This is a genomic window from Bradyrhizobium sp. cf659 (assembly GCF_900113725.1).
GTDB lineage: Bacteria > Pseudomonadota > Alphaproteobacteria > Rhizobiales > Xanthobacteraceae > Bradyrhizobium.
Genome location: NZ_FOQJ01000001.1, coordinates 1,507,150 through 1,534,125, shown reverse-complemented (window position 1 = coordinate 1,534,125; position 26,976 = coordinate 1,507,150). Strand labels below are relative to the sequence as shown.

General features: G+C 63.0%; 30 protein-coding genes. 24 read left to right on the top strand and 6 right to left on the bottom strand.

The window, feature by feature from the left end:
• Window positions 1–29 precede the first annotated feature (29 nt).
• The gene (locus BM118_RS07515) at window positions 30–1,061 is read left to right on the top strand and encodes an OmpA family protein (protein WP_244550079.1); all 1,032 of its coding nucleotides are present in this window, start codon (window positions 30–32) and stop codon (window positions 1,059–1,061) included.
• A gap of 463 nt (window positions 1,062–1,524) precedes the next feature.
• On the opposite strand, the gene BM118_RS07510 is transcribed toward BM118_RS07515, so the two are convergent.
• The 3 genes from BM118_RS07510 to BM118_RS07500 form a co-directional block, all read right to left on the bottom strand.
• Entirely contained in the window at window positions 1,525–2,604 is a 1,080-nt protein-coding gene (locus tag BM118_RS07510) for a YeeE/YedE family protein (protein WP_092183597.1), read from the bottom strand.
• Between the two features lie 72 nt (window positions 2,605–2,676).
• A complete protein-coding gene (locus BM118_RS07505) occupies window positions 2,677–3,027 on the bottom strand; it encodes an ArsR/SmtB family transcription factor (protein ID WP_092183595.1) in 351 nt (116 codons plus the stop codon).
• A 38-nt stretch (window positions 3,028–3,065) separates the two neighbouring features.
• Window positions 3,066–3,437, bottom strand: coding sequence for a thioredoxin domain-containing protein (locus BM118_RS07500; protein ID WP_092183593.1), 372 nt, complete (start codon window positions 3,435–3,437; stop codon window positions 3,066–3,068).
• A 75-nt stretch (window positions 3,438–3,512) separates the two neighbouring features.
• On the opposite strand from BM118_RS07500, the gene BM118_RS07495 reads away from it, so the two are divergent.
• On the top strand, window positions 3,513–4,244 hold the full coding sequence (locus BM118_RS07495) for a cytochrome c biogenesis CcdA family protein (protein WP_092183591.1): 732 nt from the start codon (window positions 3,513–3,515) through the stop codon (window positions 4,242–4,244).
• Between the two features lie 3 nt (window positions 4,245–4,247).
• Here BM118_RS07495 and BM118_RS07490 read toward each other — a convergent pair whose 3' ends face one another.
• Window positions 4,248–4,967 carry a hypothetical protein gene (locus BM118_RS07490; RefSeq protein ID WP_177234080.1) on the bottom strand — a complete coding sequence of 240 codons (720 nt, stop codon included), beginning with the start codon at window positions 4,965–4,967 and terminating at the stop codon, window positions 4,248–4,250.
• A gap of 98 nt (window positions 4,968–5,065) precedes the next feature.
• Here BM118_RS07490 and BM118_RS07485 point away from each other — a divergent pair, with 98 nt between their 5' ends.
• The 14 genes from BM118_RS07485 to BM118_RS07420 all read left to right on the top strand — a co-directional run bounded on the left by BM118_RS07485 (window position 5,066) and on the right by BM118_RS07420 (window position 15,778).
• Window positions 5,066–5,635, top strand: a complete 570-nt coding sequence (locus BM118_RS07485; protein ID WP_177234144.1) for a SoxW family protein — start codon at window positions 5,066–5,068, stop codon at window positions 5,633–5,635.
• Window positions 5,636–5,763: 128 nt separating this feature from the next.
• On the top strand, window positions 5,764–6,219 hold the full coding sequence (gene soxX / locus BM118_RS07480; RefSeq protein WP_177234079.1) for a sulfur oxidation c-type cytochrome SoxX: 456 nt from the start codon (window positions 5,764–5,766) through the stop codon (window positions 6,217–6,219).
• Between the two features lie 18 nt (window positions 6,220–6,237).
• A complete protein-coding gene (gene soxY, locus BM118_RS07475) occupies window positions 6,238–6,690 on the top strand; it encodes a thiosulfate oxidation carrier protein SoxY (protein WP_092183585.1) in 453 nt (150 codons plus the stop codon).
• Window positions 6,691–6,709: 19 nt separating this feature from the next.
• The gene (gene soxZ, locus BM118_RS07470) at window positions 6,710–7,036 is read left to right on the top strand and encodes a thiosulfate oxidation carrier complex protein SoxZ (protein WP_092183583.1); all 327 of its coding nucleotides are present in this window, start codon (window positions 6,710–6,712) and stop codon (window positions 7,034–7,036) included.
• A gap of 28 nt (window positions 7,037–7,064) precedes the next feature.
• Entirely contained in the window at window positions 7,065–7,886 is an 822-nt protein-coding gene (gene soxA, locus BM118_RS07465) for a sulfur oxidation c-type cytochrome SoxA (RefSeq protein ID WP_092183581.1), read from the top strand.
• Window positions 7,887–7,913: 27 nt separating this feature from the next.
• Window positions 7,914–9,605 carry a thiosulfohydrolase SoxB gene (gene soxB, locus BM118_RS07460; RefSeq protein ID WP_092183579.1) on the top strand — a complete coding sequence of 564 codons (1,692 nt, stop codon included), beginning with the start codon at window positions 7,914–7,916 and terminating at the stop codon, window positions 9,603–9,605.
• A gap of 6 nt (window positions 9,606–9,611) precedes the next feature.
• On the top strand, window positions 9,612–10,883 hold the full coding sequence (soxC, locus tag BM118_RS07455) for a sulfite dehydrogenase (RefSeq protein WP_092183577.1): 1,272 nt from the start codon (window positions 9,612–9,614) through the stop codon (window positions 10,881–10,883).
• Window positions 10,867–11,559: a c-type cytochrome gene (locus BM118_RS07450; protein ID WP_177234078.1), complete on the top strand. Its 693-nt coding sequence runs from the start codon at window positions 10,867–10,869 to the stop codon at window positions 11,557–11,559. Before soxC ends, BM118_RS07450 begins: the two co-directional genes overlap by 17 nt.
• Window positions 11,560–11,585: 26 nt before the next feature.
• The gene (locus BM118_RS07445; protein ID WP_177234077.1) at window positions 11,586–12,020 is read left to right on the top strand and encodes a DsrE family protein; all 435 of its coding nucleotides are present in this window, start codon (window positions 11,586–11,588) and stop codon (window positions 12,018–12,020) included.
• A 14-nt stretch (window positions 12,021–12,034) separates the two neighbouring features.
• Window positions 12,035–12,940, top strand: a complete 906-nt coding sequence (locus tag BM118_RS07440) for an alpha/beta hydrolase (RefSeq protein ID WP_092183571.1) — start codon at window positions 12,035–12,037, stop codon at window positions 12,938–12,940.
• Window positions 12,941–12,948: 8 nt separating this feature from the next.
• The gene (locus BM118_RS07435; RefSeq protein WP_092183569.1) at window positions 12,949–13,392 is read left to right on the top strand and encodes a DsrE family protein; all 444 of its coding nucleotides are present in this window, start codon (window positions 12,949–12,951) and stop codon (window positions 13,390–13,392) included.
• 100 nt (window positions 13,393–13,492) lie between these two features.
• A complete protein-coding gene (locus tag BM118_RS07430; protein WP_092183567.1) occupies window positions 13,493–14,578 on the top strand; it encodes a YeeE/YedE family protein in 1,086 nt (361 codons plus the stop codon).
• An 85-nt stretch (window positions 14,579–14,663) separates the two neighbouring features.
• Window positions 14,664–15,215 carry a YeeE/YedE thiosulfate transporter family protein gene (locus tag BM118_RS07425; RefSeq protein WP_092183565.1) on the top strand — a complete coding sequence of 184 codons (552 nt, stop codon included), beginning with the start codon at window positions 14,664–14,666 and terminating at the stop codon, window positions 15,213–15,215.
• Window positions 15,216–15,226: 11 nt separating this feature from the next.
• On the top strand, window positions 15,227–15,778 hold the full coding sequence (locus BM118_RS07420; protein ID WP_092183562.1) for a YeeE/YedE thiosulfate transporter family protein: 552 nt from the start codon (window positions 15,227–15,229) through the stop codon (window positions 15,776–15,778).
• Window positions 15,779–15,789: 11 nt separating this feature from the next.
• On the opposite strand, the gene BM118_RS07415 is transcribed toward BM118_RS07420, so the two are convergent.
• Both BM118_RS07415 and BM118_RS07410 read right to left on the bottom strand, forming a co-directional pair.
• A complete protein-coding gene (locus BM118_RS07415) occupies window positions 15,790–16,107 on the bottom strand; it encodes an ArsR/SmtB family transcription factor (protein ID WP_092183560.1) in 318 nt (105 codons plus the stop codon).
• 897 nt (window positions 16,108–17,004) lie between these two features.
• Window positions 17,005–18,057 carry a LacI family DNA-binding transcriptional regulator gene (locus tag BM118_RS07410; protein WP_177234076.1) on the bottom strand — a complete coding sequence of 351 codons (1,053 nt, stop codon included), beginning with the start codon at window positions 18,055–18,057 and terminating at the stop codon, window positions 17,005–17,007.
• Window positions 18,058–18,219: 162 nt separating this feature from the next.
• Here BM118_RS07410 and BM118_RS07405 point away from each other — a divergent pair, with 162 nt between their 5' ends.
• The 8 genes from BM118_RS07405 to BM118_RS07370 all read left to right on the top strand — a co-directional run bounded on the left by BM118_RS07405 (window position 18,220) and on the right by BM118_RS07370 (window position 26,760).
• Entirely contained in the window at window positions 18,220–19,461 is a 1,242-nt protein-coding gene (locus BM118_RS07405; RefSeq protein ID WP_209312048.1) for an ABC transporter substrate-binding protein, read from the top strand.
• A 75-nt stretch (window positions 19,462–19,536) separates the two neighbouring features.
• On the top strand, window positions 19,537–20,415 hold the full coding sequence (locus tag BM118_RS07400; protein ID WP_092183556.1) for a carbohydrate ABC transporter permease: 879 nt from the start codon (window positions 19,537–19,539) through the stop codon (window positions 20,413–20,415).
• Window positions 20,412–21,305, top strand: a complete 894-nt coding sequence (locus tag BM118_RS07395) for a carbohydrate ABC transporter permease (protein WP_025575078.1) — start codon at window positions 20,412–20,414, stop codon at window positions 21,303–21,305. The genes BM118_RS07400 and BM118_RS07395 overlap by 4 nt, the downstream gene beginning before the upstream one ends.
• 6 nt (window positions 21,306–21,311) lie before the next feature.
• Window positions 21,312–22,397 (top strand): ABC transporter ATP-binding protein, encoded by a 1,086-nt coding sequence (locus tag BM118_RS07390; RefSeq protein ID WP_092183554.1) that lies wholly within the window; start codon window positions 21,312–21,314, stop codon window positions 22,395–22,397.
• Window positions 22,398–22,422: 25 nt separating this feature from the next.
• Window positions 22,423–23,184, top strand: coding sequence for a sugar phosphate isomerase/epimerase family protein (locus BM118_RS07385; RefSeq protein WP_092183553.1), 762 nt, complete (start codon window positions 22,423–22,425; stop codon window positions 23,182–23,184).
• A 13-nt stretch (window positions 23,185–23,197) separates the two neighbouring features.
• A complete protein-coding gene (locus tag BM118_RS07380; protein ID WP_092183551.1) occupies window positions 23,198–24,358 on the top strand; it encodes a Gfo/Idh/MocA family protein in 1,161 nt (386 codons plus the stop codon).
• Between the two features lie 157 nt (window positions 24,359–24,515).
• Complete coding sequence (locus tag BM118_RS07375) at window positions 24,516–25,571, top strand: sugar phosphate isomerase/epimerase family protein (protein WP_092183548.1); 1,056 nt, start codon at window positions 24,516–24,518, stop codon at window positions 25,569–25,571.
• Window positions 25,572–25,584: 13 nt separating this feature from the next.
• Window positions 25,585–26,760 (top strand): Gfo/Idh/MocA family protein, encoded by a 1,176-nt coding sequence (locus tag BM118_RS07370; protein WP_092183546.1) that lies wholly within the window; start codon window positions 25,585–25,587, stop codon window positions 26,758–26,760.
• The last annotated feature ends 216 nt before the right edge of the window (window positions 26,761–26,976 follow it).

Below are 26,976 nucleotides of genomic sequence, written 5' to 3'. Positions count from 1 at the left end.
GCTATCTGTTTACTGCAGGTCGAAGAGACATGTTTCACAAAACTGGTCCGGGCAAGGTTGACGTCGATCTGGAGTTTTCAGGAGTGGGGGTTCTGCACGCGCGGCTCTGGAATTTCGATTTCGATGACTTTGCCGGCTACCAGTTTCGGGGCTTGAAGAAAGAGCATTCCGAATTTCTGAAGAGCAAAGTGGCCCCCCTACTCGAGGACGACGCCGGTCAGATCTGGATGACGGGCTCCGCGAGCCGGATCGGTGCGGCCGATTGGAATATGACGACATCAGCCAACCGCGTGATTACAGTCGCGCGGTCTCTGTCCGAGATGGGCATCCACCCGGAGCAAATGCAGACGCACGCCATCGGCAATACACAGACGGCAAATCATAGGCTGGACGAAGACAACGATAGATCAGTGGTCCTTTGGGTGCTGCCGAAGGTCTATTTCGAACCGATCATAAAGCCAGACTTGCCGCGACCCGTTCCGCCGAAGCCAAAAGTCAGTCGAAATTTCAAGATAGCCATGCTGCTTGAGGTCGACGGTTCGATCTCGTTCGCCGCGAGGGCGGCCATCAAGCGCATCGTGAAGGGCAGGGCTGGAGCCGGGATTGCGTTTGCCAGCGCCTTGTTCTCCATATGGGACACGGAAAACAATTTGAAGTGCACCTACGTCTATGCGGCGGTCGGCCTGGGCTTTGGCTTAAGCCTTCCGAAGACCGGCGGTAGATCGGGTACCCTGCATGGCCCCTGGAATTCGTTTACGACTGAAAAGCCAATCTCCTGTTCGCAGTTCGGCAGGTCGATGCGCTTTACGACTATCGGCATAGGCGACGTGAGCAAGAACTGGATCCTGCTGGAAACGCCCAAGGGGGGTGAAGGACGTCTACTTGAGCATCAGCACCGGCACGACGATAGGCGGCGGCGCGTCGACATACCCAGCCCATCTGAGCGCTTTCGTCCCGCTGGAGAGACCAAAGCCGTTTGGCGGGCCGTGAGCATGCCGAGGCCGACAAAGCCCGCATGCAGCGGTTCATGTCCCGAGCTAGCTTTTGTTGGCTGGACCTAGTTCAAACTTCCCCATGATGGATTGGAGCGAGAGTTCAGGTTTTTCAACCGGTTAGATGGCGTCGTGTGCACGACGTGTGCACCGGGAGATCAAGAAAAATCTATCGTCAGCAAGGGTGGGGTATTCGCTCTCTGAAGGGATGCAGGGTCTAGAGCTGGGTGCTTGCGTGAAGGTGGTTGATGCGCGTTACCAACGAGAGCTCGGCTTGGCGTGTTGTCGCGACCATTTTGCGGTGAAGACAAAAATCGTATTGGGGGGCGAGTCACGCCCCTCTACCGTGGACCACGATTTTGCGCGCCGGACTGCGATTTTATGCGATGTTGCACTTCTGACGATCGCGGACGAATCCCACTAGTACGAATTGCGTTGGCTTGGACAAAGGGTGAAGCCGTCGAGAGCTGACTGCTTCTTGGTGAAGTCGCTTCGAATTCCGGCCACATGTGCAGAAGCGGTGGTTTTTCCACTACGTCGAGACGCCGAACAGCTTGCGCACTGCTGGCAGCCACTCGCCAGTCATCGTGAACTCAAGCCCGAGCCGCGCTCCGACGGCAATCGCCAGCATTGTGATCGGCGCCGAGAGAGCGAGTGTTGAGAATGCGGTCAATCCCTGACCGATGGTGCAGCCCATCGACATGATGCCGCCAATGCCCATCAGAAGCGCGCCGCTCATGTGACGCTTCAATTCACGGGCGTCGTCGCAAGCCTCCCAGCGAAAGCCGCGCCCGAGCATGGCGGCGACAAACGAGCCGGCGACGACGCCGGCGACCGAGCCGATGCCAAAGTTCAACCGCGCGCCGGAGAAGGTGGCGATGTAAAGGATGGTGTCGCCAAGCGGGGCAACGAAGGTGAGCGAGGAGACGCGTACGGGATCGAATTCGTCATCCGCGAGCCATCCAGTCGCGAACCATCCGAATGCAATCGCAGCGCCGACGGCAAGACCGGAGATCAATAGTCGCGGCGACCGGATCAGCCGGCCATCAGCGAGCGCCCAGAAAGCGAGTGCGGCGGCAATCGACGCGACGAGGATTGCGCGCGTCGTGCTGCCGGCCCCGAGCAGCGAAGTCAGCGTCTGGTTGTTACCTTCGGTGAGGCGTACCGACAATGGCTCGATCAGCTTCACGCGGAGCATGCCGGTGATGCCGCGCATAGTCGCGAGCGCGGACAGACCGAGTACGAGAAAGACTACGATGGCACGCAGATCGCCACCGCCGATTCGCACCAGCGTGCCGAAACCGCAGGTGCCGACCAGCGCCATGCCGACGCCGAACATCAACCCGCCTATGATCGCGCCGCCCAGGCCGATCGATGCCGTGAGATAGATCGACCGCGACAGGTCTACGATGCCGAACTCGGCCAGCGCTTGGGTCGTGAGCAGGGCGACCGCCGCGGCCAGAGCAAAGGATCGGAGCCGGCGAAAATCCGATCCGAAGAACGCATCCTCGAGCATCGCGAGCGTACAGAAGCGGCCCGCACGGCCGGAAACGCCGAGCACGGCACCGGCGGCAAGCCCGCATGCAAACGCTATGGTCGAAGGGCCCAGCATTCCTCCCGGGGATGTTCGTTCTTCTTGTCAGGCAGTCTGCGCCGGGAAGGCGCGAAAATCCAGAACGGAAAACTACCGGCGGCGCCGACGCACTGGTTCGCAGAACACGTCGTAGACGGCGGTAAGAATCTTGCGGACGTCCTCGTTGGCGAGGCTGTAGTAGATCGCCTTGCCGTCGCGGCGGGTCGTCACCAGCCGGTCAAGTCTCAGTCGCGCGAGCTGCTGCGAAACTGTGGACTGCCGCTCGCCCAGGAACTGCTCGAGCTCGGTCACCGATTTCTCGCCCTCGGCAAGGATGCAGAGTAGCAGCAGACGGGACTCGTGCGACAACGCCTTGAGCATGTCGCTCGCCTCGCGCGCCTTCTCGATCATCTGCTCGAGCTCGGCGGAGCCCTCGATCTCCTTCAGCTTTGGCAATGGCATCGCGTCAAATTCTCCTGACCAAAATCCCTCGAGAGCGGTTACGACCTACCCGGTTCCGAACCTGTGCCGGACAGGATCCGGTCCAGGAGGCCGAAGAAGAAAGCGTTCCCCGGATAGCCGCGAATGCGTCCGATCTCACGGCCCTCTTTTACCACGACGAAGGTCGGCGTGAAGGCGCCGGGGTCGATTCCAGCGAGATCGGCGGGCAGTGGGCTGTTCAGGTCGACTCGGCGAAGCGGCGCGGCCTGGCTTTCCCCGGTCTTGCCGTAGATCGGCGCGATCTCGGCGTCAAAGCGCGCGCACCACACGCAGCCCGCCCGCTCGAACATGACGAGCTCGGCCGCGCGCGATCCCGCCGCGGGAAGCGCGAGGGCGACAATGGTTGCGAGCAAGGTGATGATTCGATTCATCCTGGGCAAAGGACCTCTGGACTTCGATGGCCCTTTATATCATTAAATTCGTATATGTGATAGGGATGAGATGCAATGACCTTGGACGTCACGCTGGGCGCGGCCTTCGTCGCGGGTCTGTTGTCGTTTCTGTCGCCCTGTATCCTGCCCCTGGTGCCGCCCTTCCTCTGCTACATGGCCGGCGTCTCCGTCACGGATCTGTCGAGCGAGAGGCCGGAGCTGCGGCCACGCATCCTGGTCTCCGCCCTGGCCTTTGTGGCGGGCTTTTCCCTGGTGTTCGTCGCGCTCGGCTCGACCGCGTCGATCGCGGGACGCTTCATCTCCGCACATCTGTCGACGCTCGGCATCGTCGCCGGCGGCCTGATCATCGTCATGGGCCTGCATTTTCTGGGGCTGTTCAGGATTCCGCTGCTCTATCGCAGCGCGGCCGTGCAGGTCGACAAGCGGCCGGCCGGTCTCGCGGGTGCCTTCGTCATGGGGCTGGCCTTCGCATTCGGCTGGACGCCCTGCGCAGGCCCCATTCTCGCCGCGGTGCTGCTGATGGCAGGCTCGGAGGAGACCACGGGACGAGGCGCGCTGCTGCTCCTGGCTTATTCGATCGGGACCGGCATTCCCTTCCTGATCGCGGCCGCCTTCACCGGCAGATTCATTGCGGCGCTTGGGCGTGCGCGGAAGCATCTTGGCCTGGTCGAGAAGACGATGGGCGTCTTTCTGGTCGCGACCGGCCTGATGTTCCTGACCGGCCTAATGCCGGCGGTCTCTGAGTGGCTGCTGGAGCGTTTCCCGGGGCTCACCAGCATCGGTTGATGCTCAGCCGTAGCGGAAGTCGAGGAGCTGGGCATAGGACTGGAGCTCGATCAGGTAGCGATGCACGAGCGGTCCGTCGCCGGACATCGCGGCATGGGCGATCTCGCCGCTGCTGGCAATCGCGCCGTCGATGAGGCGGCGGAACTCGCCATGCCCGGCGATCTCGGCACTTGCCCAATCGTTGCAGCGCTCCAGACGTTCGCGGAACGCGCTTGCCGCGGCAACGGTCTCCTCGGCATTCCCATGCGCGGGCCGTTCGCCATATCGCGTGGCCGCCACGCGCAGCTTCTCCATCGCCGGCGCGATCTCGAAGACACAGTCGCCGAGATCGTAGAGGCCCGCATGACGCCTGAGCTCATGAAAGGAGTAGCGAAGCGCCAGCAGTTCGCGGCCGGCCGCGACATTGTCTCCACCATCCAGCGCGCGCGTTGCTGCCGTGAGCCGCTCGGCGCCGCGACCGAGAAATTCCGCCAGCGCGGCCGGAGCATAAGCGGGCAGGGGACCGGGCGCGTTTGGCGCGAGCCGTTTCCACGTGGCCACCGCCTCGTCGGTCTCCATCTGTGCCAGCGCGATGTTCCCGGTGCGCGCATAGCTCGCCGCGCTGCGCAGGTTGGCCATGATCGGCCTCATCGCCGATGCGAAATCCGCAGGCTTGCCGGCCTCCGCACCGAAGGCGAGCGCGTGCGAAGCCAGCCATGCCAACAGGACGATGATGCACCGCAAGATCGGAAATCCTTGTCATATTCGTGTATCTGAATATCATAATAAGAATGACCGATGTGCAAGATCTTCCAACGTACGAATCTCGGATGTCGCTTCGCATGCCCACGCGGCGCGGCTTTCTCGCCCTTGCGTCGGGCGCTGCCCTTGCCGCGGGTCGCGGCGTGGCGGCCGCCGAGCCGGCGCTCGGGGAGGACGGGCTCTATCACGAGCCGTGGTTCTTGCAGAGTTTCCTCGATCTGCGCGAGGATATCGAAGGTGCAGCCGCCGGCGGCAAGCGCCTCGCCATCATGTGGGAGCTGCGCGGCTGTCCCTATTGCCGCGAGACGCATCTGGTGAACTTTGCCGATGCAGACATCACCACATACATCCGCGACAATTTCGAGGTATTGCAGCTCAATCTGATCGGCTCCCGCAAAGTTACGGACGTCGACGGCCAGGAATTGTCAGAGAAGGATCTCGCGCAGAAATACGGGATCAGGTTCACCCCGACGTTTCAGTTCTTTCCGCCATCGTCGGCCGGTATTGAAGCAAAGGAGCCGATGGCGAGGGAAGTTGCGCGGGCGCCAGGCTATCTCAAGCCGCAGCATTTCCTGGCGATGTTTCGCTTCGTACGGGAGCGCGCCTATGAGCGCGGCTCGTTCCGCGACTTTCTCGCCGCGAATGGATAGCTGAGAGCGCCTCGCGAATTTCGCTTGACGGCGTTATTTACATGAACATATCATGATAACTGAATTTGATGGACTGTGAGTCCGTCGTGATCAAAGGCGGGCGTCACCCCGTCACAAGGGTAGGGAACATGCGGCGTCTGCTTGCGGCTGCGTTTGCACTGTGTCTGTCGGCCGGGGGCGCCTTCGCCCAGGAGCCGATGAGGACGCCCATCAAGCTAGATATCGTCAACGAGTCCCTGCCGAAATCGTTGACCGGCACACCCGGCAATGCCGAGGCCGGCAAAAAGGTGTTCCTGACGCGCACGCTCGGCAACTGCCTGGCCTGCCACCAGGTCACCAGCCTGAAATCCGAGGAATTCCACGGCGAGTTCGGTCCGTCGCTTGACGGCGTGGCCGACCGCTACACCGAGGCGCAATTGCGCCTCATCGTCGCCGACCCCAAGCGCATCTTCACCAACACGGTCATGCCCGCGTTCTTCAAGAACGACGGCTTGAGCCGGGTGCGCCCGGAATTCGTCGGCAAGTCGATTCTGACGGCCGCGCAGGTCGAGGACGTCATCGCTTTTCTCAAGACGCTGAACTGACGGCGAGGAGGATCAGGAATGAACGTCATCAATCGACGGCAGGCATTTGCGCTCGGGGGCGGCTTCGTCATGCTGACCCTTCTGCCCATGGCGGCCGATGCCGAAGTGACGAACGACGCGTCGAAGTGGATCGAGAAGTTCACCGGCGGCAAGCAGCCGGCCAAGGGCAAGATTTCCCTCGACCTGCCGGAGATCGCGGAGAACGGCAACACCGTGCCGCTGTCGATCAACATCGAGAGCCCGATGACCGCGGAGTCCTACGTCAAGGACGTCATGATCATCGCGGACGGCAATCCGAATGCCGGCGTCGCGACGCTGTCGTTCACGCCGCTATCGGGCAAGGCGGAAGCCTCGATCCGGATCCGGCTTGCGACCACGCAGAACGTGGTCGCAATCGCGAAGATGAGCGACGGCTCGCTGTTCACGGAGCAGAAGACCGTGAAGGTCACCATCGGCGGCTGCGGCGGTTAGGGGATTAGGAGAGATAAAGATGGCAGACAAACCGCGCATCAAGCTTCCCAAGGAAGCGGCCAAGGGCGAGGTCCTCCAGATCAAGACCCTGGTCTCGCACGTCATGGAATCGGGTCAGCGCAAGGATGCGCAGGGCAAGACCATTCCGCGCAAGATCATCAACAAGTTCGCTTGCGAGTTCAACGGCCAGCCGGTGTTCGCTTGCGCCCTCGAACCGGCGATCTCGGCCAATCCCTACATCCAGTTCGACGCCAAGATCGACGAGGCCGGAACGTTCAAGTTCTCCTGGACCGACGACGACGGCACCGTGATCACGGCCGAAGAGAAGATCGCGCTCAAGGCATGATGCGTATCGCTCATTGAGGGAGGCTGGGATGGCGCCACGACATGTTGGGTTAGCCGCTGCGATCGTGGCCGCCGCATCCGTTACGACGTTCGCGTTCGCACAGGACGCCGAACGCAAGGGCATCGCGGCGCCGCCCGGCCACGTCTTCAAGACCATCATCTCCGGCTACGAGTTCCGCAGCAAGGAGACCCGTGCGTTGCAGGACGACGATCTCGAAAATCCGGGCTTCCTCGCCGTGGAGCGCGCCGCCGACGTCTGGAAGAAGGTCGAGGGCAGTGCAGGAAAGTCTTGCATGAGCTGCCACGGCGAGGCCGAGACCAGCATGAAGGGCGTCGGCGCGGCCATGCCGAAGTGGGACGACAAGCTGAAGAAGCCGGTCAATCTCGAGCAGCGCATCGACATCTGCCGCAGCGAGCACATGAAGGCCGAACCCTGGAAATTCAAATCCCAGGAGCTGACCGACATGACCACTTTCGTGCGCTACCAATCGCACGGCATGCCGGTCGCGGTGAAGACCGACGGGCCGATGTCGTCCTGGTTCGAGCGCGGCAAGCAGATCTATTACACGCGCTACGGCCAGCTAGATCTGGCCTGCGAATCCTGCCACGAGCGCAACAACGGCAAGTTCATGCGCGCCGATTTCCTGAGCCAGGGCCAGACCAACGGCTTTCCGACCTATCGGCTCCGCGACCAGCGCCTGGTGCCGCTGCACGAGCGTTTCGAGGGCTGCATGTTCGACGTGCGCGCCGAGCCATTCAAGCCGCTCTCGGACGAGTTCCTCGCGCTCGAGCTCTATGTCGCCTGGCGCGGCATCGGACTGCCGGTCGAGACGCCTTCGGTGCGCAATTGAAACGATGAGCACGCAGGAGCATTGCGCATGATCTCTCGCCGCGAGTTCATTCAGGTCGCCGCGGCAACGGCGGCACTCTCGACCGGTGCGGGCGCCGGCCTCACGCGGGCGGTCGCCCAGCAGCGCCTGACCCAGAAGGAGCTGCTGGCCTTCGAGCCGCTCGGCAACGTCACGCTGGTGCATGTGACCGACATCCACGGCCAGCTCATGCCGCTCTATTTTCGCGAGCCTTCGACCAACCTCGGCGTGGGCGAGGCGAAAGGCCTTCCGCCGCACGTCACCGGTAAGGAATTCCTCAGCCGTTTCGGCATCGCGCCCGGCTCGTCGGCGGCCTACGCCCTGACGTCGGAGGATTTCGAGGCGCTCGCCAAGAGCTATGGCCGGATCGGCGGCCTCGACCGCGCCGCCACCGTGATCAAGGCCATTCGCGCCGAGCGCGGTGACAAGGTCGCGCTGCTCGACGGCGGCGACACCTGGCAGGGATCGTGGTCCTCGCTGAAGACGCGCGGCCAGGACATGATCGACTGCATGGCGCTGCTGAAGCCAGACGCCATGACCGGACATTGGGAGTTCACCTACGGCACCGAGCGCGTTAAGCAGGCGATCGAGGGCCTCGGCTTCCCGTTCCTCGGCCTCAACATCCGTGACACCGAATGGAACGAGGCGGCGTTCGATGCCTCGACCATGATCGAGCGCGGCGGCGTCAAGATCGCGGTGCTCGGCCAGGCCTTCCCCTATACGCCCGTCGCCAATCCGCGCTGGATGATTCCGAGCTGGTCGTTCGGCGTGCGCGAGGAGGACGTGCAGGCGCAGGTCGACAAGGTGCGCAAGGGTGGCGCGCAGCTCGTCGTGCTGCTCTCGCACAACGGTTTTGACGTCGACCGAAAGCTTGCGAGCCGCGTCAAGGGCATCGACGTCATCCTGACCGGCCACACGCATGACGCGCTGCCCGAAGCCGTAAAAATCGGCAAGACTCTTCTGATCGCGTCGGGCTCGTCCGGCAAGTTCGTGTCGCGGCTCGATCTCGACGTCCGCGACGGCGAGGTCAAGGCCTACAGCTACAAGCTCATCCCGCTATTCTCCGACGTGATCGCTGCGGATGCCGAGATGGCCGCCAAGATCGCCGAGGTGCGCAAGCCCTTTGTATCGGATCTGGCCAAAGTGCTTGGCAAGACCGATTCGCTGCTGTACCGGCGCGGCAATTTCAACGGCACGTTCGACGATCTGATCTGCCAGGCCCTGTTGCAGGAGCGCGACGCCGAGATCGCGCTCTCGCCGGGCTTCCGCTGGGGCACTAGCGTGCTGCCGGGGCAGGACATCACTTTCGAGGACGTCACCAACGCGACCGCGATCACCTATCCGGCCGTCTATCGCATGGGCATGACGGGGGCGCGTCTGAAGGAGATCATCGAGGACGTCGCCGACAATCTCTTCAACGTCGATCCCTATTATCAGCAGGGCGGCGACATGGTGCGGATCGGCGGTCTATCTTATGCGATCGATATCGCGAAGCCGCAGGGCAGCCGCATCTCGGACATGCAACTGCTCAAGACCGGCGCGCCGATCGATCCCGCGAGGGAATATCAGGTCGCCGGCTGGGCCAGCGTCAACGAAGGGACCGAAGGGCCGCCGATCTGGGAGGTCGTGGCCAATTATCTGACCCGACAGAAGACGGTTCGCCTCGAACCCAACAGAGCGGTCAAAGTCACCGGAGCGTGAGAAGCGATGTCTAAGTTGGACAGTCCCCGGCAATCCCGACGCAGTTTCCTGGCCGCTGGCGCCGGCGTTGCGGCATCGGTGCTCGCCAAGCCCGCTTTGGCCGGCGCCGGCAATCCGGCGAACCAGCCGCCCAACGTGCCGGAATGGACCAGGTCGCTCGGCGAGGGCGTCGCCGTGCGCCCCTATGGGAAACCGTCGAAGTTCGAGAAGGACGTCATCCGCCGCGACGTCGAATGGCTGACCGCCTCGCGCGAATCCTCGGTGAGCTTCACTCCGCTGCATGAGCTCGAAGGCATCATCACGCCGAACGGCCTCTGCTTCGAGCGGCATCATGGCGGCATCGCCGAAATCGATCCGGCCGATCACCGCCTGATGATCCACGGGCTGGTGGAGCGTCCGCTGATCCTCACCCTGGAGGAGCTGAAGCGCTATCCGCGCGTCAACCGGATCCACTTCATGGAGTGCGCGGCCAATTCCGGCATGGAGTGGCGCGGCGCCCAGCTCAATGGCTGCCAGTTCACCCATGGCATGATCCACTGCGTGCAGTACACCGGCGTGTCGCTGCGCACACTGCTGGAAGAAGCCGGCGTCAAGACCAGCGGCAAGTGGCTGCTCGTCGAGGGCGCCGATGCGGCTGCGATGGATCGCAGCCTGCCGATCGAGAAGGCGCTCGACGACTGCATCATCGCGTACAAGATGAATGGCGAGGCGCTCTATCCCGAGCAGGGCTATCCGATGCGGCTCGTCGTGCCGGGCTGGCAGGGCAATCTCTGGGTCAAGTGGTTGCGCCGCATCAAGGTCGGCGACCAGCCCTGGCATACCCGCGAGGAGACGTCGAAATACACGGACCTCTTGCCCGGCGGCAAGGCGCGCCGCTTCACCTGGGCGATGGACGCCAAATCGGTGATCACGAGCCCGAGCCCACAGGCGCCGATCAAGCACGGCAAGGGCTTTACCATCGTCTCCGGTCTCGCCTGGAGCGGCAACGGCAAGGTGAAGCGCGTGGACGTGTCGCTCGACGGCGGCCGCAACTGGTGGCCGACCCGACTCGACGGGCCGGTGCTCGACAAGGCGCTGACACGCTTCTACTACGAGTTCGACTGGAACGGCGAGCCGCTGCTGCTGCAATCGCGCGTGCAGGACGAGACCGGCTATGTGCAGCCGAGCAAGGCCGAGTTGCGCAAGATCCGCGGCGTCAACTCCATCTATCACAACAATGGCATCCAGACCTGGCATGTGCAGGCCAATGGTGAGGTCGAAAATGTCGAAGTCGCCTAAGTTCATTGCAGCCGCGCTGCTCGCTTGCGCGCTGAGCGCGCCAGCACTCGCGCAGCAGAAGGCAGACGCCAAGAGCGGTTCGCGCTATCACATCGGTCGTGCGCCGACCGCGGATGAAATCCGCGGCTGGGATATCGACGTACGGCCCGACGGACAGGGCCTGCCGGAAGGCAAGGGTTCGGCCGCACAGGGCGAGAAGCTGTTCATGGACAATTGCTCGAGCTGTCACGGCGAGTTCGGCGAGGGCAACGGCCGCTGGCCGGTCCTGGCGGGCGGCAAGGGTTCGCTAACTAGCGACAATCCGGTCAAGACAGTGGGTTCGTACTGGCCCTATGCCTCCACCGTGTTCGACTACGTCCGTCACGCCATGCCCTACGGCAACGCCGAGTCGTTGTCGGTCGACGAGTACTATGCGGTGGTCGCCTATGTCCTGTATCTAAACGACGTCATCACCGACCAGAATTTCGAGCTGACCAACAAGAACCTTGCCACGATCAAGATGCCCAACGAGCAGGGTTTTGTGATGGACGATCGTGCCGCGAGCGAGAAATCCTTCTGGCAGAAGGACCCTTGCATGAAGGATTGCATCGCGCCGGTGAAGATCACCGCGCGCGCTGCCGTCATAGACGTGACCCCTGAGGATACCAAGAACGGAAAGCCGCGGGGCGTAGAGTGATCCGCGGTCGGGCGAGCCGCCGTGGGTTGCTTCGCAGTTTGTTCGCTGCGGCCTTCATCGTGACAAGTCCGGCCGCCCCGTCTCGGGCGGCCGAGCCGCACAGGCTCGCGCTGCAGATCAGCGACGACGACCCGGCCAAGATGCGCGCCATCCTCGATGTTGCGGCCAACGTCTCGCGGCAATATTCCGGGCAGGGTGAGGACGTCGAGATCGTTGTGATCGCCTTCAATGGCGGCCTCGACATGCTGCTCGACGACCGCTCGCCGGTGAAGGAGCGCCTGCTGAATTTCCTGAAATCGATGCCGAATGTGAGCTTCATCGCCTGCGGCAATACGCTGGAGACGCTTGCGGTGAAGGAAGGCAGGCGACCGCCGCTGATCGAGGGCGTCAGCGTCACCCAGGTCGGCGTCGCCGCGCTGATGGATCTCGCGGAGAAGAACTGGACGATCGTTCGTCCCTGAGGAGTGCGCCGCCGATGCGATGGTTGATGGGACTGGCTGTCTTGCTCGCTCTCGCGCGGCCCGCCTGCGCCACCGAGCAGGAGCTGGAACTGTTGGTCGGCGGCCGCGCGACGCTCGCGACGCTGCGTACCCCGGCTTCGATGGGGCCGGATACGCCGCTCATCGTGATGACCCACGGCACGCTCGCGCACAAGGACATGGAAGTCATTCAGGGCGTGGCGAAGGCGCTCGAGCAGCGCGGCATCGCTTCACTCGCCCATACGCTCTCGCTGGGGCTCGACCGGCGCAAGGGCATGTATGACTGCGCCACACGGCACGATTATGTCGTTGACGATGCGGTTGCAGAGATCGGCGCCTGGGTGACCAAGGCCAAGAGCATGTCCCGGTTCGTCTTTACCTTCGGTCATTCGCGCGGCGGCAATCAGGTCGCGCGCTACCTGGCGGCGGGTGAAACCCCGCCGGTCGCGGGTGCGGTGCTGCTGGCGCCGGTGACGGCAAAAGCCGAGACAGACTTGCGCGCCTCCTATGCGCAGACCTACGGCAAGCCGCTCGAGCCGCTCCTCGATAAGGCGAGCAAAGCCGTCGCGGCGGGACGCGGTGGTGAATGGATGGATGCGCCGGGCTTTATCTATTGCCGCAACGCCGTGGTGACGGCGCGGGCCATCAAATCCTTCTATGCCGCCGACGCCGGCCAGGACACCGCCGCGCTCGTGGCGCACCTCAAGTTGCCGGTGCTGGCGCTCGCCGCAACAAAGGATACGGTCGTGCCCGATGTGGCCGCGTCCTTCGCATCGCTGGCCGCATCGAGCGGCGGCGGGGTACAGCTGGACAAGATCGAGGACGCCGATCATTTCTTCCGCGACCTGTTCGCGGAAGACGTCGCCGACCGCATCGTCGAATTCATCAAGCAGACACGATAGGAGGGACCATGCAGCGTCGATCCATGCTTCGCGCGAGCCTTGCCGGACTATTCGGCGCCTTTGCAGTGCGTGAGGCGGCCGCGGCGACGGAAGCGCCCGCGCGGCAGCGCGTCGTCTATCACCTGGCCGATGCTGACCGAGCCGTCTTCGTTCTGGGCAACCTCCAGAACCACGTTGATGGCGTTGGTGGACCCGGCAAGGCCGATATCAGGCTGGTCGTGCATGGGCCGGCGCTGCGCGCCTTCCACGCGCTCGCCGCCGAAGATCATACCGTTGACATGATGAAGAAGCTCACCGACGCCGGGGTCGGCTTTGATGCCTGCGCTAACACGATGAAGGCGCAGGGCGTCAAGCTCGACGACCTCACGCCCGGCTTCGTGGTGGCGGAGAAAGGCGGCGTGGTGCGGCTCGCCGAGCTGCAACAGCAGGGATATGCCTATCTGCGGCCCTGAACAGGCGTGGCGCCCATGCGGCCGGGCCTTGATTTGGCTCATATGGCGCGGCCGCAGCGAGAGATAGATTGGCAGACCTCAAAGGAACACTGAGGCGGCCGTGCTGATGACACTCATCGATCTTCTGGGCGAAGACCGGCTGTCATGGCTCGGCGGCCTCTTGGTCGGCGGCGTCTTTGGATTCTTCGCCCAGCGCAGCCGCTTCTGCCTGCGTGCCGCGGCGGTCGAATTCTCCCGCGGCGATGGTGGGCCGCGCCTCGCGGTCTGGCTCCTGACCTTTGCCGCGGCGCTGGTGGGCACGGAAGGCTTTGTCGCGCTCGGCTGGCTCGATGTCTCCGAGGCGCGGCAGCTCGCGCAGCAGGGCAGCATCTCCGGCGCGCTGGTCGGCGGCGTGATGTTCGGCTGCGGCATGATCCTCGCCCGCGGCTGCGCCAGCCGGCTGCTCGTGCTCTCGGCCAACGGCAATCTCAGGGCGCTGCTGTCGGGCCTGGTGTTTGCGGTGACGGCGCAGGCTTCCTATCGCGGCCTGCTGTCGCCCGCGCGCGAATGGGTGACCAATCTGTGGCTTGTCGACGGTGGGCCGTCGCGCGACATCATGGCGGTGTTCGGCGGCGGGACGCCCGAGAAGCTCGCTTTCGGCGGATTGTGGCTGATCGCGGGGCTCGCCTTCGCCCTGCGCAGCCATTTGCCGCGCCTGCTGATCCTCGCCGCGCTGGCCGCGGGCGGGGCCGTCGTCGCTGGCTGGCTCTTCACCTACCAGCTTTCGCAGGCCTCTTTCGCGCCGGTCACGCTGAAGAGCCTCACCTTCAGCGGACCATCGGCCGAACTGCTGATGCTGGTTCTGAACAGCTCGCAGCTCCGGCTCGGCTTCGACCTCGGCATCATCCCCGGCGTGTTCCTCGGTTCGTTCATCGCTGCGGCAAGCGCGCATGAATTGAAGCTCGAGGGGTTTTCGGACGGGCTCGGCATGCGCCGCTATCTGCTCGGTGCGATGCTGATGGGGTTCGGCGCGATGCTCGCCGGCGGCTGCGCGGTAGGCGCCGGCGTGACCGGCGCATCCGTGTTTGCGCTCACGGCCTGGCTCGTGCTCGGCGGCATGTGGCTGGGGGCAGGGCTTACCGATCTCCTCGTCGACCGCGCCGGCATGCCGCAACCGCAGCAAGCGGTGGGTTCGCCGGGCACCTAGTATTTTAGAGTTTGCTAAATTTCAATTCTTGAATATGATTTTCTCTGGTGCGGAACCGGTCGCGCCGCTGTCGGGGGAAACACACATGACCACCATCACGGAAAGCTACGTTCGCGAAGCGCCGCGCGCTGCGCGCATCGACTGGTCGCCCTACCTCGTCGGCGCCGGGATCGGGCTGTTGAGCTGGATCGCCTTTGCAGTGTTCGGCGATCCGCTCGGCGTCACCACCGCCTATTCGCGCGTCGCCTCGCTGTTCGCCGTCCCGGTGATCGGGCCGGAGGCTGTGGCGCAGAATTCCTACTGGAAGAGCATGCCGCTGAAGTGGGACTACGGCGTCTGGTTCCTCGTCGGCATCCCGTTCGGCGCGTTCCTCTCCGCGGTGATGTCGGGCACGTGGCGGCTCGAGCTCGTGCCGGAAGTCTGGAAGGAGCGGTTCGGACCATCGATCGCCAAGCGCTTTGTCGGCGCGTTCCTCGGCGGCGTCGTGATCATGTACGGCGCACGGCTTGCCGGCGGCTGTACCAGCGGACACGGCATTTCCGGCGGTTTGCAGCTCGCGGTGTCGAGCTGGCTGTTCTTGGCGGTGATGTTCGCCACAGGACTCGGTATCTCCGCGCTCATGTTCCGCAAACGGTGAAGGGAATCGAGATGACCGCGATGATGACAATCCTTGGCCCCGTGCTAATGGGCGCTGCCTTCGGCTTCCTGCTGCAGCGTGGCAAGGTGACGAACTGTAATGTGATCGAGAACCAGTTTCGACTGCGCGATTTTACTGTGCTGAAGGTGATGGGCACGGCGATCGTCGTCGGCGGCATCGGCGTGCTGCTGCTCGTCGATACCGGCAACACGAAGTACTACGTGAAGGATGCCAACATGCTGGCGATCGCGCTCGGCGCCGCTTTGTTCGGTATCGGCATGGCGGTCTATGGCTATTGCCCGGGAACGGCGCTCGGCGCCATCGCCACCGGCAGCATCCATGCCTTGGTCGGCGCGCTCGGCATGGTTGCCGGTGCTATCCTTTACGCGCTGAGTTTCGATTGGCTGAAAGCGCACGTGCTCAACGTCTGGGCGCTCGGCAAAGTCCGCCTTCCGGACCTGACGAACGTCCCGGACATCATTTGGTTTGCCGCTCTTGCAGTCGGTGCCGGACTCTTCTTCTGGTGGATCGAATCTGTGGAAGCCGGGCAGAAGCGGATGTAGCAAATCACAGGTCACCGTTTTGGTGTCTTGCAGAAGAGCCTGTGCAGCGTTGAAAACAGCTCTTCGATCCGCCGGTCTGCGACACGGTACCACATCGTCTGACCATCGCGCCGACAGGCGACGATGCGCTCTGTCTTCAGCTTTGCAAGGTGCTGCGATAGGGCCGAAGCGGAAAGGCCGACATCCTCGGCAAGCGCGCTCGCGTTGATTTCGCCATATTCGACGAGCTTGCAGACGATGAGCAGACGATGCTCATTGGCAAGCATGCGCATCAGGGCGGCCACCCCCTTTGCCTGCCTTTCGAGTTCGTTCGTATTCATTCGGCGCATGACGGTGTTTCATTAGCATTCGCGTGCCAGCCGTCAAATAGGGGGCGGAAATCCGGGTTTGGCCGGTTAATGAATGGCCCGCGATTGAATGGGCGCAGCATAAGGATGCGAATTATACTCCCATAGCTGCATGAGTATAACGAAGCCCATCGCTCTCAAGGATCTCTGACATACGCCATACGAGTGACGTGTGCACTCCCGCTCCCACGCACGCGACGTGTGCGCTGATAATCCGAAGAAGCGATTTCCGCTTCCAATTCATGCAAATATCGTCCTAGAAGAGCCAATCTACGGAAGCCTCGTCAAACGAGAATTCTCAGTCGGTCCAATCACATAAAGGGCCGATCGGAGTTAAAATACATCAATAAGATGAATAGCTTAGACCGCAAATTTGCCACGGCACCCATGATGGATTGGAGCGAGAGTTCAAGTTTTTCAATTGGTTAGACGCCGGCGTGTGCACCGGGAGATCTAGAAGAATCTATTGTGGGCAAGTGTGAAGCCGGTCGTTTTGGACTGATCTGACACGTCCGCAGAAGCCTGATGGTCTAAAGAGTGGCGCCGCAAGGGTAGGGCATTCGCGTAAGGCTTGGAGTTGATAGCGCCCCTCAGGCGCAGAACTTCGTGTTCGGCCGATCGCGAAGAGCAATGTGAACTGCAGTGAGGACAAAAATTGAGGTCGGGGGTTCGAGTCCCTCTCCCGCTATCAATAATTGCCTGCCAAAGATCGGAGCCGTCGATTTTTGAGCCAACCCTTGCGGGCCGTCGACGCCGTCTGAGGTCGCCGCCGGAAATGATAACGAAGCACATGCCCACCGAGATGATGCCGATGAAGGCTGTGCTGGTCGGCAGTGATTTGCCGCGGCTTTTGGCTGGGTCCAGAAGAATGTAGCCGTCCTAGCCGGACCTCCGCGGCGGGCGCGTGCTGTCGCGCAGCATCAGCATGGCGGGAAGCTTAATGTCCTTCTGCGGCTCCGTCCTGCCGTTCGTCATTAGCGCGATCAGTTCTGCTGCAGCGGTGGCCCCGAGATCGCGACGGGGCTGGACGATGGTCGTCAGGGTCGGCTCGCAATAGTCGGCATAGGCGATGCCGTCGAAGCCAACGACGGAGAGATCGTCCGGGATCTGGAGGCCGGCGGCGCGCGCGGTCTTGATCAGGCCGATTGCCATTTCGTCGTTGGCCGCAAACAGCGCTGTCGGGCGCGACGCGGGCTTGAGCGCCAGAAGTGTCCGGCCGGCCTCGACACCGGTGCGGAAAGTGAAATCGCCGGGCAGGATCAAGCTCGCATCGGTCGCAATTCCTGCGTCGTGCAAGGCCTGTCGATAGCCTTCGAGACGCTGCTGCTCGAGGATGTTGAAGTTCGGCCCCGACAAATAGGCGATGCTTGTGTGGCCGAGCTCAACCAAGTGTCGCACCGCTTCGCGCGCGGTGTCGACATTATTGATCGTGACCTGCGGGAAGCTTTCTCGCGGGATGTACTCGCAGGCGGCAACCAACGGCACGCCCGCGTCGCGCAAGTCGCGGTCGGGGCTGCGCATCACGTGGCCACACAAGAGCAGCACGCCGTCGGCCTGGCCGGCGCAGACCAAGTCGACGTAGCGCGCCTCCTTCTCCGGCGAGCCGGCGAGATTGGCAATAATAAGCCCGTAGCCGGCGGCCGACAGCGTATCGTCGATGCCCTGGAGAACCTCAGCGAAGAACGGGTTGGCGATGTCCGGCACTGCCACCAGCACGACCATGGTCTTCCGGACGCGCAGGTTCCTTGCGGAAATGTTCGGCGTGTAGCCGGTGTCGCGCACGGCCGCGAGTACGCGTGTGCGGGTCTCTTCAATCACGACCTCGGGGCGCGCCAGCGTCCGGCTGACGGTCGCAACCGAGACTCCTGCCAGTCGCGCGACATCGGCGATTTTGGCCGTCTTCTGACGTATCACTCTGGTTCGCTTGGACATATTGAGGCTCGCCATCTCGGCGTCGTACCGGGACTTGCAAAATCAAAAAGTTCTGCTAGAGTTAGCATGTAATCGATTACATTTGATGTGTAAAGCCACAACGAGCCCATAAGGGCCGCACGCTGAATACACACGCCTGCAAAGGCATATCGGGAGGGAATGATGAAGCGCACACTGTTCGCATCGGTGGCGATTGTCGCCGCGGCCTGCGTCTCGGTACCGGTCTCCGCAGAAGAGATGAAGGCCGAAGTCATCCACTGGTGGACCTCCGGCGGCGAGGCGGCCGCCGTTAGGGTGTTTGCCGACCAGTTCACCAAGGCCGGCGGCACCTGGATCGACAGCGCGGTCGCCGGCGCTGCGAATGCGCGAAACGCCGCGATCAGCCGCACCGTCGCCGGCAATCCGCCGACCGCCATGCAGCTCAACACCGGCAAGCAGTTCGACGAGTTGGTGGAAGGCGGCCTGCTCGCCGATGTCGATGCGGTCGCAACCGAAGGCAACTGGAAAGGCGTGATGCCTGCCGCGATCACTGCCGCCGCGACCCGCAACGGCAAGATGTATGCGGTGCCGATCAACATCCACGGTCAGAATTGGCTCTGGTACAACAAGGCTGTGCTTGCCTCCGTCGGCGCCGATGAGCCGAAGACCTGGAATGACGCGATTACTATTCTCGACAAGCTCAAGGCCGAGGGCAAGGTGATCCCGCTGGCCTTCTCGGGCCAGAAGAACTGGGAGCAAAACCTGTTCAATTCGGTCCTGATCGGCGTCGGCGGCGCACAGATGTGGACCGGCATCCTCGGCAAGCGCGACGCGTCGCTGGCCCGGAGCGCCGAGTTCAAGGCGGTCGCCGTCACTTATAAGAAGCTCAAGGACTATGTCGATGCCGGCGCGCCCGGCCGCAACTGGAATGACGCGACCAATCTCGTCATCCAGGGCAAGGCCGGAATGCAGATCATGGGCGACTGGGCCAAGGGCGAATTCATCGCGGCGGGCAAAATCGCCGACAAGGACTATGGCTGCACGGTGCTGTCTAACGGCAGCGGCGGTTATGTGATGGGCGGCGATGTGTTCGTATTCCCGAAGGCGAAGGACCCATCCGTCACCAAGGCGCAGATGACGTTGGCGAGACTGATGCTGACGCCCGAGACCCAGATCCAGTTCGCGCTGAAGAAGGGCTCGATCCCGGTGCGTAGCGATGTCGATACGTCCGCACTCGACGCATGTGCCCAGAAGGGCATGCGCTATGTCGCAGACAAGGCCCAGCAAATGCCGTCCGGCGACATGCTGGCGCCGCCGGCGATGATCGGCGCGCTGCAGGATGCCATCTCGCAATATTGGAACACCAATATGAGCGCCGATGAATTCTCCGCCAAGGTCGCGGCTGTGCTGAAGTCCCAGGAGTGATGCATCACAAAAGGCGGCTGACGAGCTGTTGGCCGCCTTTCCCACCCGTCGAGCTCTCTTCAATCCGGCGATGCGATGCGTCTTTCGCTGAACTCCCGAATTTCCGCGATCACCGCGCTCTTGCCGGCGCTGCTGGTGATGCTCGTCGTCTATATCGGTGCCACCGGCTGGACCGTCTGGATGTCGCTGACCAACTCGCGCATGCTGCCGAACAACAATTTCGTCGGGCTTCGGCAATATGAGATGTTGTTCGGCAACGACCGCTGGATCACCTCGGTCCACAACATCGTTATCTACGGTGTGCTGTTCGTGTCGCTCGCTCTCTCCATCGGCTTCCTGCTGGCGGTTGCGATCGATCAGCGGGTGCGTGCCGAGGACACGATCCGCTCGATCTATCTCTATCCCTATTCGATGTCCTTCGTCGTCACGGGCCTGGTCTGGCAATGGCTGCTCAACCCGACGCTCGGCATCCAGCATGTGCTGCGCAGCTGGGGCTTCGAAGGCGCGACGTTCGACTGGATTGTACGGCCGGAGACCGCAATCTATTGCCTGGTCATCGCGGGTGTCTGGCAGGCTTCAGGGCTGGTGATGGCCATCATGCTCGCCGGCCTTCGCGGCGTCGACGAGGAGATCTGGAAGGCGACGCGAGTCGACGGCCTGCCGAAATGGCGGGTCTATGTCTCGATCATCATTCCGATGATGGGTGCAAGCTTTGCGACCGCCGCGGTGCTGCTCTCGACCGGCGTGGTGCGCCTCTACGACCTCTCGGTCGCGATGACCAACGGCGGGCCCGGCATCGCCTCGGAGGTACCCGCCAAATTCGTCATGGATCATTTGTTCGAACGCGCCAATATCGGGCTTGCGACGGCGGCGGCCACCACCATGCTGATCACGGTGATCGCGGTGGTCGCGCCCTATTTCTACTGGCGCACGCGCAAGGGAGAAATGCGATGACAGCGGCGGCTCAGCCCTTGCCCGCCGCTCGCCGGTCGAAGCGCATGACCCCGGCGCGCTGGGGCCTCTATGCCTTCATCTTCATTACCGCGCTCTATTTCCTGCTGCCGCTCTATGTGATGGTCGTCACCTCGCTGAAGCCGATGGCAGAGATACGGCAGGGCAATCTGCTGGCCTTGCCCGTAGCTCCCAGCATCGACGCGTGGGTCAAGGCCTGGACGTCGGCCTGTACCGGTCTGACCTGCCAGGGCATCAAGATCGGCTTTCTCAACTCGCTGCGCATCCTGGTGCCGTCGGTGGTCATCTCCATCCTGGTCGGCTCGCTCACCGGCTATGCGCTGTCGCTGTGGCGTGTGCGCGGCGGCAACATCCTGTTCGGCACGATGATGGTGGTCGCCTTCATCCCCTATCAGGTGTTCATCTATCCCTTGGTGCGCGTGTTCTCCTTCACCGGGCTCGGGCAGTCGCTCTTAACCATCGTGATCATCCACACGATTTTCGGCCTTCCCACCATGACACTGCTGTTTCGCAACTATTTCGCGTCGCTGCCGGTCGAGTTGTTCAAGGCCGCCCGCGTCGACGGCGCCGGCTTCTACCAGATCTATGCGCGGATCATGATGCCGATGGCCACGCCCATGATCGTGGTCGCGGTGATCTTGCAGACCACCGGCATCTGGAACGATTTCATCCTGGGGCTCGTTTTCGCCGGCCGTGACAATCTGCCAATGACGGTGCAGCTCAATAACATCGTCAATTCGACGCAAGGCGAGCGCGCGTACAATGTTGACATGGCGGCAACGCTGTTGACCGCGCTGTTGCCGCTCGTCGTCTATTTCGGTTCTGGCCGCTGGTTCGTGCGCGGCATCGCCGCCGGCGCAGTGAAAGGCTGACGCAGCATGCAGAAATCGAATGTCGACATCAGGAGCCTGCAGATCGGCTTTGGCGGCCTGAAGGTGCTGGAGAACCTCAATCTCAATGTCGAGGCGTCCGAGTTTCTCGTGCTGCTTGGGCCGTCCGGCTGCGGCAAGTCGACATTGCTCAACGCGATCGCGGGGCTGATCGACGTCAGGGGTGGCGAGATCCATATCGGCGGCCGCGATGTCACCTGGGCAGAACCGAAGGATCGCGGCATCGCGATGGTGTTCCAGAGCTACGCGCTGTATCCGCGTATGAGCGTGCGCCGGAATATGTCGTTCGGGCTGTCGGTCGCGGGCACGCCGCGAGACGAGATCGAGCGCCGCGTCGGAGAGGCCGCGCGGATGCTGCAACTCAACAGCCTCCTCGACCGCCGTCCCAGCGAGCTCTCCGGCGGCCAGCGCCAGCGTGTCGCGATCGGACGGGCGCTGGTGCGCCATGCCGGCGTCTATTTGTTCGACGAGCCGCTCTCCAATCTGGACGCCCAGTTGCGCGCCGAGCTCAGAGTCGAGATCAAGCGGCTGCATGCACGGCTCGGCGCCACCATGATCTACGTGACACACGACCAGATCGAGGCGCTGACGCTCGCGGACCGGATCGCGGTGATGCAAGGTGGCGTGATCCAGCAACTCGACACGCCGAAGAAGATCTATCGCGAGCCGGTCAACCGGTTCGTCGCCTCCTTCGTTGGCTCGCCCGCAATGAATTTCATTCCCGGCCGGATCGCACGTGACGGCGAGACTGGATTCATCGCCGGCGCCAACCGGCTCGGACTGAACGGCTACGCCTTTCGTGGCCTGCCGACCGACGCGCCGGCCGTTCTCGGCATCCGTCCCGAGCATATCGAGCTGACTGCGTCCGACGATCTATCCGCGGTGTCGGCCCGCGTCGAGATGGTCGAGCCGATGGGCGCCGACACGCTGATTTGGTGCCGTCTTGCCGACAATACCACCTTCTCCTTACGCCACGACGCCGACGCGCAGGTGTGTGTGGGAGACACGCTCAACGTCCGGTTCCCCGCTGAAGCCCTGTCGCTGTTCGACGAGATAAGCGGACAGCGCCTCTAGATCCTCCAACTGCCGAAAGCGCGACATGACCAAGCCGATCGACCGATTTTCTATCCAGCTGTATTCTGCCCGCTCCATCACCCCGCTCGAGGCGCAGTTCGCCCTGCTGTCCAACCTGGGCTACACGATGGTGGAGCCCTGGGGCGGACTGTTCAACGATCCCGAGACGCTGAAGAGGCTCCTCGATGTCCACAAGATGACTGCGCCCGGCGCCCATGTCGGCCTCGACCGACTGCGTGAGGATGCGGTCGGCACGGCGAGGATGTGCAAGGGACTCGGCATCGGGACCATCTTTGCGCCGGCCCCACCATTGGGCGAGCGCGAGGGCGGAGAGCAGGAATGGCGCAACATTGGGCGTGAGCTTGCCGAGATCGGCAAGGCGGTGACCGGCGAGGGGCTCAAGTTCGGCTGGCACAATCATCATTGGGAATATGGCCGCACAGGAAGCGGCAAGACCTATCTCGAATGCCTTTTCGAGGAGGCCCCCGACCTCGTCTGGGAGGCCGATCTCGCATGGATCGTGCGCGGCGGCGGCGATCCGGTCGCCGAGATCAAGAAGCATGCGCGGCGCCTGGTCGCTTGCCACATCAAGGACCTCGCACCCTCGGGACAATGCGCCGACGAGGACGGATGGGCCGATCCCGGCCACGGTATCATGGACTGGCAGGCGCTGCGCGCGGCGATGACTGAGGCCGGGGTCTCCCTGTTTGTCGCCGAACACGACAAGCCGAGCGACGTCGCCCGCTTCGCGCGCCGGGCGCGCGAGACCGTGGCGGCTTGGACGTGACGGGGAGGGGATCATGAGCAAGCTCGGAGTCGGCATTGTCGGTTGCGGCAACATCTCGACGATCTACATGCACAACCTGCCGAAATTCCGCGATCTTGAGCTGGTTGCCTGTGCCGACCTGCGGGCCGAGGCCGCGCAAGCCCAGGCGGCGCAGTTCGGCATCGAGGCGTTGTCGATCGAGGCGCTGCTGGCGCGTCCCGATATCCAGATCATCGTCAATCTCACCACGCCGAACGCGCATTACGGCGTGAGTCATGCGGCAATTAACGCCGGCAAGCATGTGTTCGGCGAAAAGCCGATCACGGTGGAGGCCAACGACGCCGCGACCTTGGTCGCGGAAGCAGCGCGTCGCGGTCTGAAGCTCGGCTGCGCGCCGGATACTTTCCTTGGCGGCGGCGGACGGATGGCACGCGAGTTCGTCGATACGGGGCGGATCGGCAAAGTGCTCTACGGTACCTGCTTTTTGATGTCGCATGGCATGGAGCACTGGCACCCCGATCCAACCTTCTTCTTCAAGCCGGGCGGCGGACCGATCCTCGACATGGGGCCCTACTACCTTGCGGCCCTCATCAACCTGTTGGGTCCCGTTGCAATGGTTCAGGGGCGTGCGAGCGCCGGCTTCGCTACGCGGCTCGTCACCTCGAAGGGGCCGATGAACGGAAAGACCGTCGCGGTTGAAACTCCGACGACTATCATGTCGCTGCTGCATTTCGAGTCGGGCGCCGACATCGTCCTTGCGATGAGCTGGGACGTCTGGAAACACGGACATCCGCCGATCGAGCTTTACGGCACCGAGGGCTCGCTGCGCGTACCGGACCCCAATTTTTTCGGCGGCGCCATACAATACACCGAGAAGGGTGGCGACTGGATCTCGGTCCCCGCCGACGACCGGCCGTTTGGGAAACCCAACTGGCGGTCGCCAAACTGGGCCGATCACATACCGAACCAGGCCAACTATCGTTGCCTGGGCGTCGCCGAACTCGCAAGTGCGGTGCTGCGCGGCACGCCACACCGCTCCTCCGGAGCGCTGGCGAGTCACGCGTTGGAGGTGAAGCACGCGATCTTAAAGGCCGGCGTCGAAGGCGGCGAGATTGCAGTACGCTCGCGCGTCGAGCGACCGGCGCCGCTGTCCGACCTCGAGGCGATGGCGTTGTGGGCCGGGGAGACGTTCTGAAGCCGGGACCGTCCCCAGATGCGATTGCCCGATCTGGACATCGGGGTGAAATGCCCGCTCTGTCTCCTGGAACCAGCAAGGGGAGGCGAGTTTTGATGAGGTATCGAACTCAGCGGGCGCGCGCTGCTGGAGCGTCCAGGGGAGAAGGAAGCATTCGATGAAGATGATCAAGGGACCAGCGATATTCCTCGCCCAATTTGTTGCGGACGCGGCGCCGTTCAACTCCTTCGACTCAATCTGCGGATGGGTCGCCTCGCTCGGCTACAAGGGAGTCCAGATTCCGAGCTGGGATGGGCGGCTCTTGGACCTGAAGAAAGCCTCGGAGTCGCAGGACTATGCCGACGAGGTGAGGGGGATCGCGGCCCGGCACGGCCTTTCCATTACCGAACTCTCGACCCATCTCCAGGGACAGCTTGTCGCCGTTCATCCGGCATATGACACGGCGTTCGACGGCTTCGCTGCACCTGAGGTTCGCGGCAATCCGAAGGCGCGCACCGAATGGGCCGTGGACCAGGTCAAGCGCGCGATCTTGGCCTCCAGGCGTCTCGGGCTCACGGTGCATGCGACCTTCTCAGGCGCACTTGCCTGGCCCTACATCTATCCCTGGCCGCAGCGTCCGGCCGGCCTCGTCGAGACCGCCTTCGACGAACTCGCGAAGCGCTGGCGACCGATCCTTGACTATGCAGATGAGCACGGCGTTGATCTCGCCTACGAGATACACCCGGGTGAAGATCTGCACGACGGTGTCTCTTACGAGATGTTCCTCGAGCGGGTGAATAACCACAAGCGCGCGAACCTGCTCTACGATCCATCGCATTTCGTGCTGCAGCAGCTCGACTACCTCGACTACATCGACATCTACCACGCGCGCATCAAAGCCTTCCATGTCAAGGACGCCGAGTTCAATCCGACCGGCCGCCAGGGTGTCTACGGCGGGTTCCAAAGCTGGATCGATCGTGCCGGCCGCTTCCGCTCGCTGGGCGATGGCCAAGTCGATTTCGGCGCCATCTTCTCGAAGCTCACGCAGCACGACTACGGCAGCTGGGCGGTGCTGGAATGGGAGTGCGCGCTGAAGCATCCTGAACAGGGCGCGCGTGAGGGTGCCGAGTTCATCAAAAGCCATATCATTCGCGTCACCGAGAGAGCCTTCGACGATTTCGCTGGTGCCGGCACCGACGATACAGCGAACCGTAAGATGCTAGGCCTATCCTGAGCGGGAGGAGCAAATGACGATCAAAGCAAGCAACGAGACGGGCCGTCATGCTCGTATCCGGCTCGGCATGGTCGGCGGCGGACAGGGGGCCTTCATCGGCGCGGTCCACCGCATTGCCGCTCGCATCGACGACCGGTTCGAGCTGGTTGCCGGCGCGCTCGCGTCCGATCCTGTTCGAGCCAAGGCCTCGGCGAGGGAGCTCGGCATTGCGGACGATCGCGCCTATGGCTCCTACGGGGAGATGGCGAAAGCCGAAGCCGCGCGAGCGGACGGCATCGAGGCGGTCTCGATCGTAACTCCAAACCACATGCACAGCCCGGTCGCGAAGACCTTCCTTGAAGCCGGAATCCACGTGATCTGCGACAAGCCGCTGACGACGACGGTCGCGGAGGCCGAAGAGCTGGTGGCGCTCGTCAAGAAGAGTGGCAAGGTGTTTGTGGTGACACATAACTATACGGGCTATCCCATGATCCGGCAGGCCCGCGCCATGGTCGCGAATGGCGACCTCGGCGAGATCCGGCTGGTCCAGGCCGAATATCTCCAGGATTGGCTGACCGAGCGATTGGAGGCAAGCAGCCACAAGCAGGCGGCGTGGCGCACGGATCCGGCCCGGTCCGGCGCCGGAGGGTGCATCGGCGACATCGGCACCCACGCCTACAATCTCGCCTGCTTCGTCACCGGGCTCAAGCTCGACGAATTGCTCGCACAACTGTCGACCTTCGTCGAGGGGCGGCGCCTCGATGACGATGTCCAGATCCTCCTCAGGTGGAAAGGCGGCGCCAAGGGCATGCTCTGGGCGAGTCAGGTCGCCGTCGGCAATGAGAACGCCCTCACGTTACGCATCTACGGCAGCAAAGGCGGCCTCGAATGGTCGCAGGAGAATCCGAACCAGCTCTGGTTCACGCCCTACGGCCGGCCGAAGCAGCTCCTGACCCGGGGCGGCGCCGGCGTTTTGGGCGAGGCGAGTCGCGTTACGCGTGTCCCCTCTGGCCATCCCGAAGGTTACCTTGAAGGTTTCGCGACCATCTATGCCGAGGCAGCGCGCGCCATCCACGCGGCAGAGGCCGGCCAGAAGCCAGATCCTGAGGTGATCTTCCCAACCGTTGAGGATGGTCTAGCAGGCGTGAAGTTCATCGATGCTGCCGTGAAGTCCGCGACACACAAAGGCGCCTGGGTTCGGATGACGTAGCTGCCGACGCGTGGGCCATGAGGCAGTCGGTCGATACCGGCGCGCTCGCTGCGATGAAATGGTCTACATTGGCGTCTCGGGCGGACGCTTCGACCTCATCGCCGCCCCGTTCCTCCGAAGTCCACCATTTGCGACCCTGCAACTCGCTAGGATCGTTCGTCCATTGCCGCCGAAATGCGTCTGGTAGGAGGGGGAGAGCACGGTCCGGTCGCGGCC

What these genes read in the sequence shown, in the direction of transcription:
- BM118_RS07400 (WP_092183556.1), top strand. Translation starts at nt 19,537, where the DNA reads ATGCGTCTTTCGCTGAACTCCCGAATTTCCGCGATCACCGCGCTCTTG.
- BM118_RS07395 (WP_025575078.1), top strand. Translation starts at nt 20,412, where the DNA reads ATGACAGCGGCGGCTCAGCCCTTGCCCGCCGCTCGCCGGTCGAAGCGC.
- soxY (WP_092183585.1), top strand. Translation starts at nt 6,238, where the DNA reads ATGAACGTCATCAATCGACGGCAGGCATTTGCGCTCGGGGGCGGCTTC.
- BM118_RS07495 (WP_092183591.1), top strand. Translation starts at nt 3,513, where the DNA reads ATGACCTTGGACGTCACGCTGGGCGCGGCCTTCGTCGCGGGTCTGTTG.
- BM118_RS07415 (WP_092183560.1), bottom strand. Translation starts at nt 16,107, where the DNA reads ATGCGCCGAATGAATACGAACGAACTCGAAAGGCAGGCAAAGGGGGTG.
- BM118_RS07380 (WP_092183551.1), top strand. Translation starts at nt 23,198, where the DNA reads ATGAGCAAGCTCGGAGTCGGCATTGTCGGTTGCGGCAACATCTCGACG.
- BM118_RS07370 (WP_092183546.1), top strand. Translation starts at nt 25,585, where the DNA reads ATGACGATCAAAGCAAGCAACGAGACGGGCCGTCATGCTCGTATCCGG.
- BM118_RS07405 (WP_209312048.1), top strand. Translation starts at nt 18,220, where the DNA reads ATGAAGCGCACACTGTTCGCATCGGTGGCGATTGTCGCCGCGGCCTGC.
- BM118_RS07485 (WP_177234144.1), top strand. Translation starts at nt 5,066, where the DNA reads ATGCCCACGCGGCGCGGCTTTCTCGCCCTTGCGTCGGGCGCTGCCCTT.
- soxB (WP_092183579.1), top strand. Translation starts at nt 7,914, where the DNA reads ATGATCTCTCGCCGCGAGTTCATTCAGGTCGCCGCGGCAACGGCGGCA.
- BM118_RS07500 (WP_092183593.1), bottom strand. Translation starts at nt 3,437, where the DNA reads ATGAATCGAATCATCACCTTGCTCGCAACCATTGTCGCCCTCGCGCTT.
- BM118_RS07450 (WP_177234078.1), top strand. Translation starts at nt 10,867, where the DNA reads ATGTCGAAGTCGCCTAAGTTCATTGCAGCCGCGCTGCTCGCTTGCGCG.
- BM118_RS07510 (WP_092183597.1), bottom strand. Translation starts at nt 2,604, where the DNA reads ATGCTGGGCCCTTCGACCATAGCGTTTGCATGCGGGCTTGCCGCCGGT.
- BM118_RS07515 (WP_244550079.1), top strand. Translation starts at nt 30, where the DNA reads ATGTTTCACAAAACTGGTCCGGGCAAGGTTGACGTCGATCTGGAGTTT.
- BM118_RS07385 (WP_092183553.1), top strand. Translation starts at nt 22,423, where the DNA reads ATGACCAAGCCGATCGACCGATTTTCTATCCAGCTGTATTCTGCCCGC.
- soxC (WP_092183577.1), top strand. Translation starts at nt 9,612, where the DNA reads ATGTCTAAGTTGGACAGTCCCCGGCAATCCCGACGCAGTTTCCTGGCC.
- BM118_RS07420 (WP_092183562.1), top strand. Translation starts at nt 15,227, where the DNA reads ATGACCGCGATGATGACAATCCTTGGCCCCGTGCTAATGGGCGCTGCC.
- soxZ (WP_092183583.1), top strand. Translation starts at nt 6,710, where the DNA reads ATGGCAGACAAACCGCGCATCAAGCTTCCCAAGGAAGCGGCCAAGGGC.
- BM118_RS07410 (WP_177234076.1), bottom strand. Translation starts at nt 18,057, where the DNA reads ATGTCCAAGCGAACCAGAGTGATACGTCAGAAGACGGCCAAAATCGCC.
- BM118_RS07440 (WP_092183571.1), top strand. Translation starts at nt 12,035, where the DNA reads ATGCGATGGTTGATGGGACTGGCTGTCTTGCTCGCTCTCGCGCGGCCC.
- BM118_RS07425 (WP_092183565.1), top strand. Translation starts at nt 14,664, where the DNA reads ATGACCACCATCACGGAAAGCTACGTTCGCGAAGCGCCGCGCGCTGCG.
- BM118_RS07375 (WP_092183548.1), top strand. Translation starts at nt 24,516, where the DNA reads ATGAAGATGATCAAGGGACCAGCGATATTCCTCGCCCAATTTGTTGCG.
- soxA (WP_092183581.1), top strand. Translation starts at nt 7,065, where the DNA reads ATGGCGCCACGACATGTTGGGTTAGCCGCTGCGATCGTGGCCGCCGCA.
- soxX (WP_177234079.1), top strand. Translation starts at nt 5,764, where the DNA reads ATGCGGCGTCTGCTTGCGGCTGCGTTTGCACTGTGTCTGTCGGCCGGG.
- BM118_RS07390 (WP_092183554.1), top strand. Translation starts at nt 21,312, where the DNA reads ATGCAGAAATCGAATGTCGACATCAGGAGCCTGCAGATCGGCTTTGGC.
- BM118_RS07505 (WP_092183595.1), bottom strand. Translation starts at nt 3,027, where the DNA reads ATGCCATTGCCAAAGCTGAAGGAGATCGAGGGCTCCGCCGAGCTCGAG.
- BM118_RS07435 (WP_092183569.1), top strand. Translation starts at nt 12,949, where the DNA reads ATGCAGCGTCGATCCATGCTTCGCGCGAGCCTTGCCGGACTATTCGGC.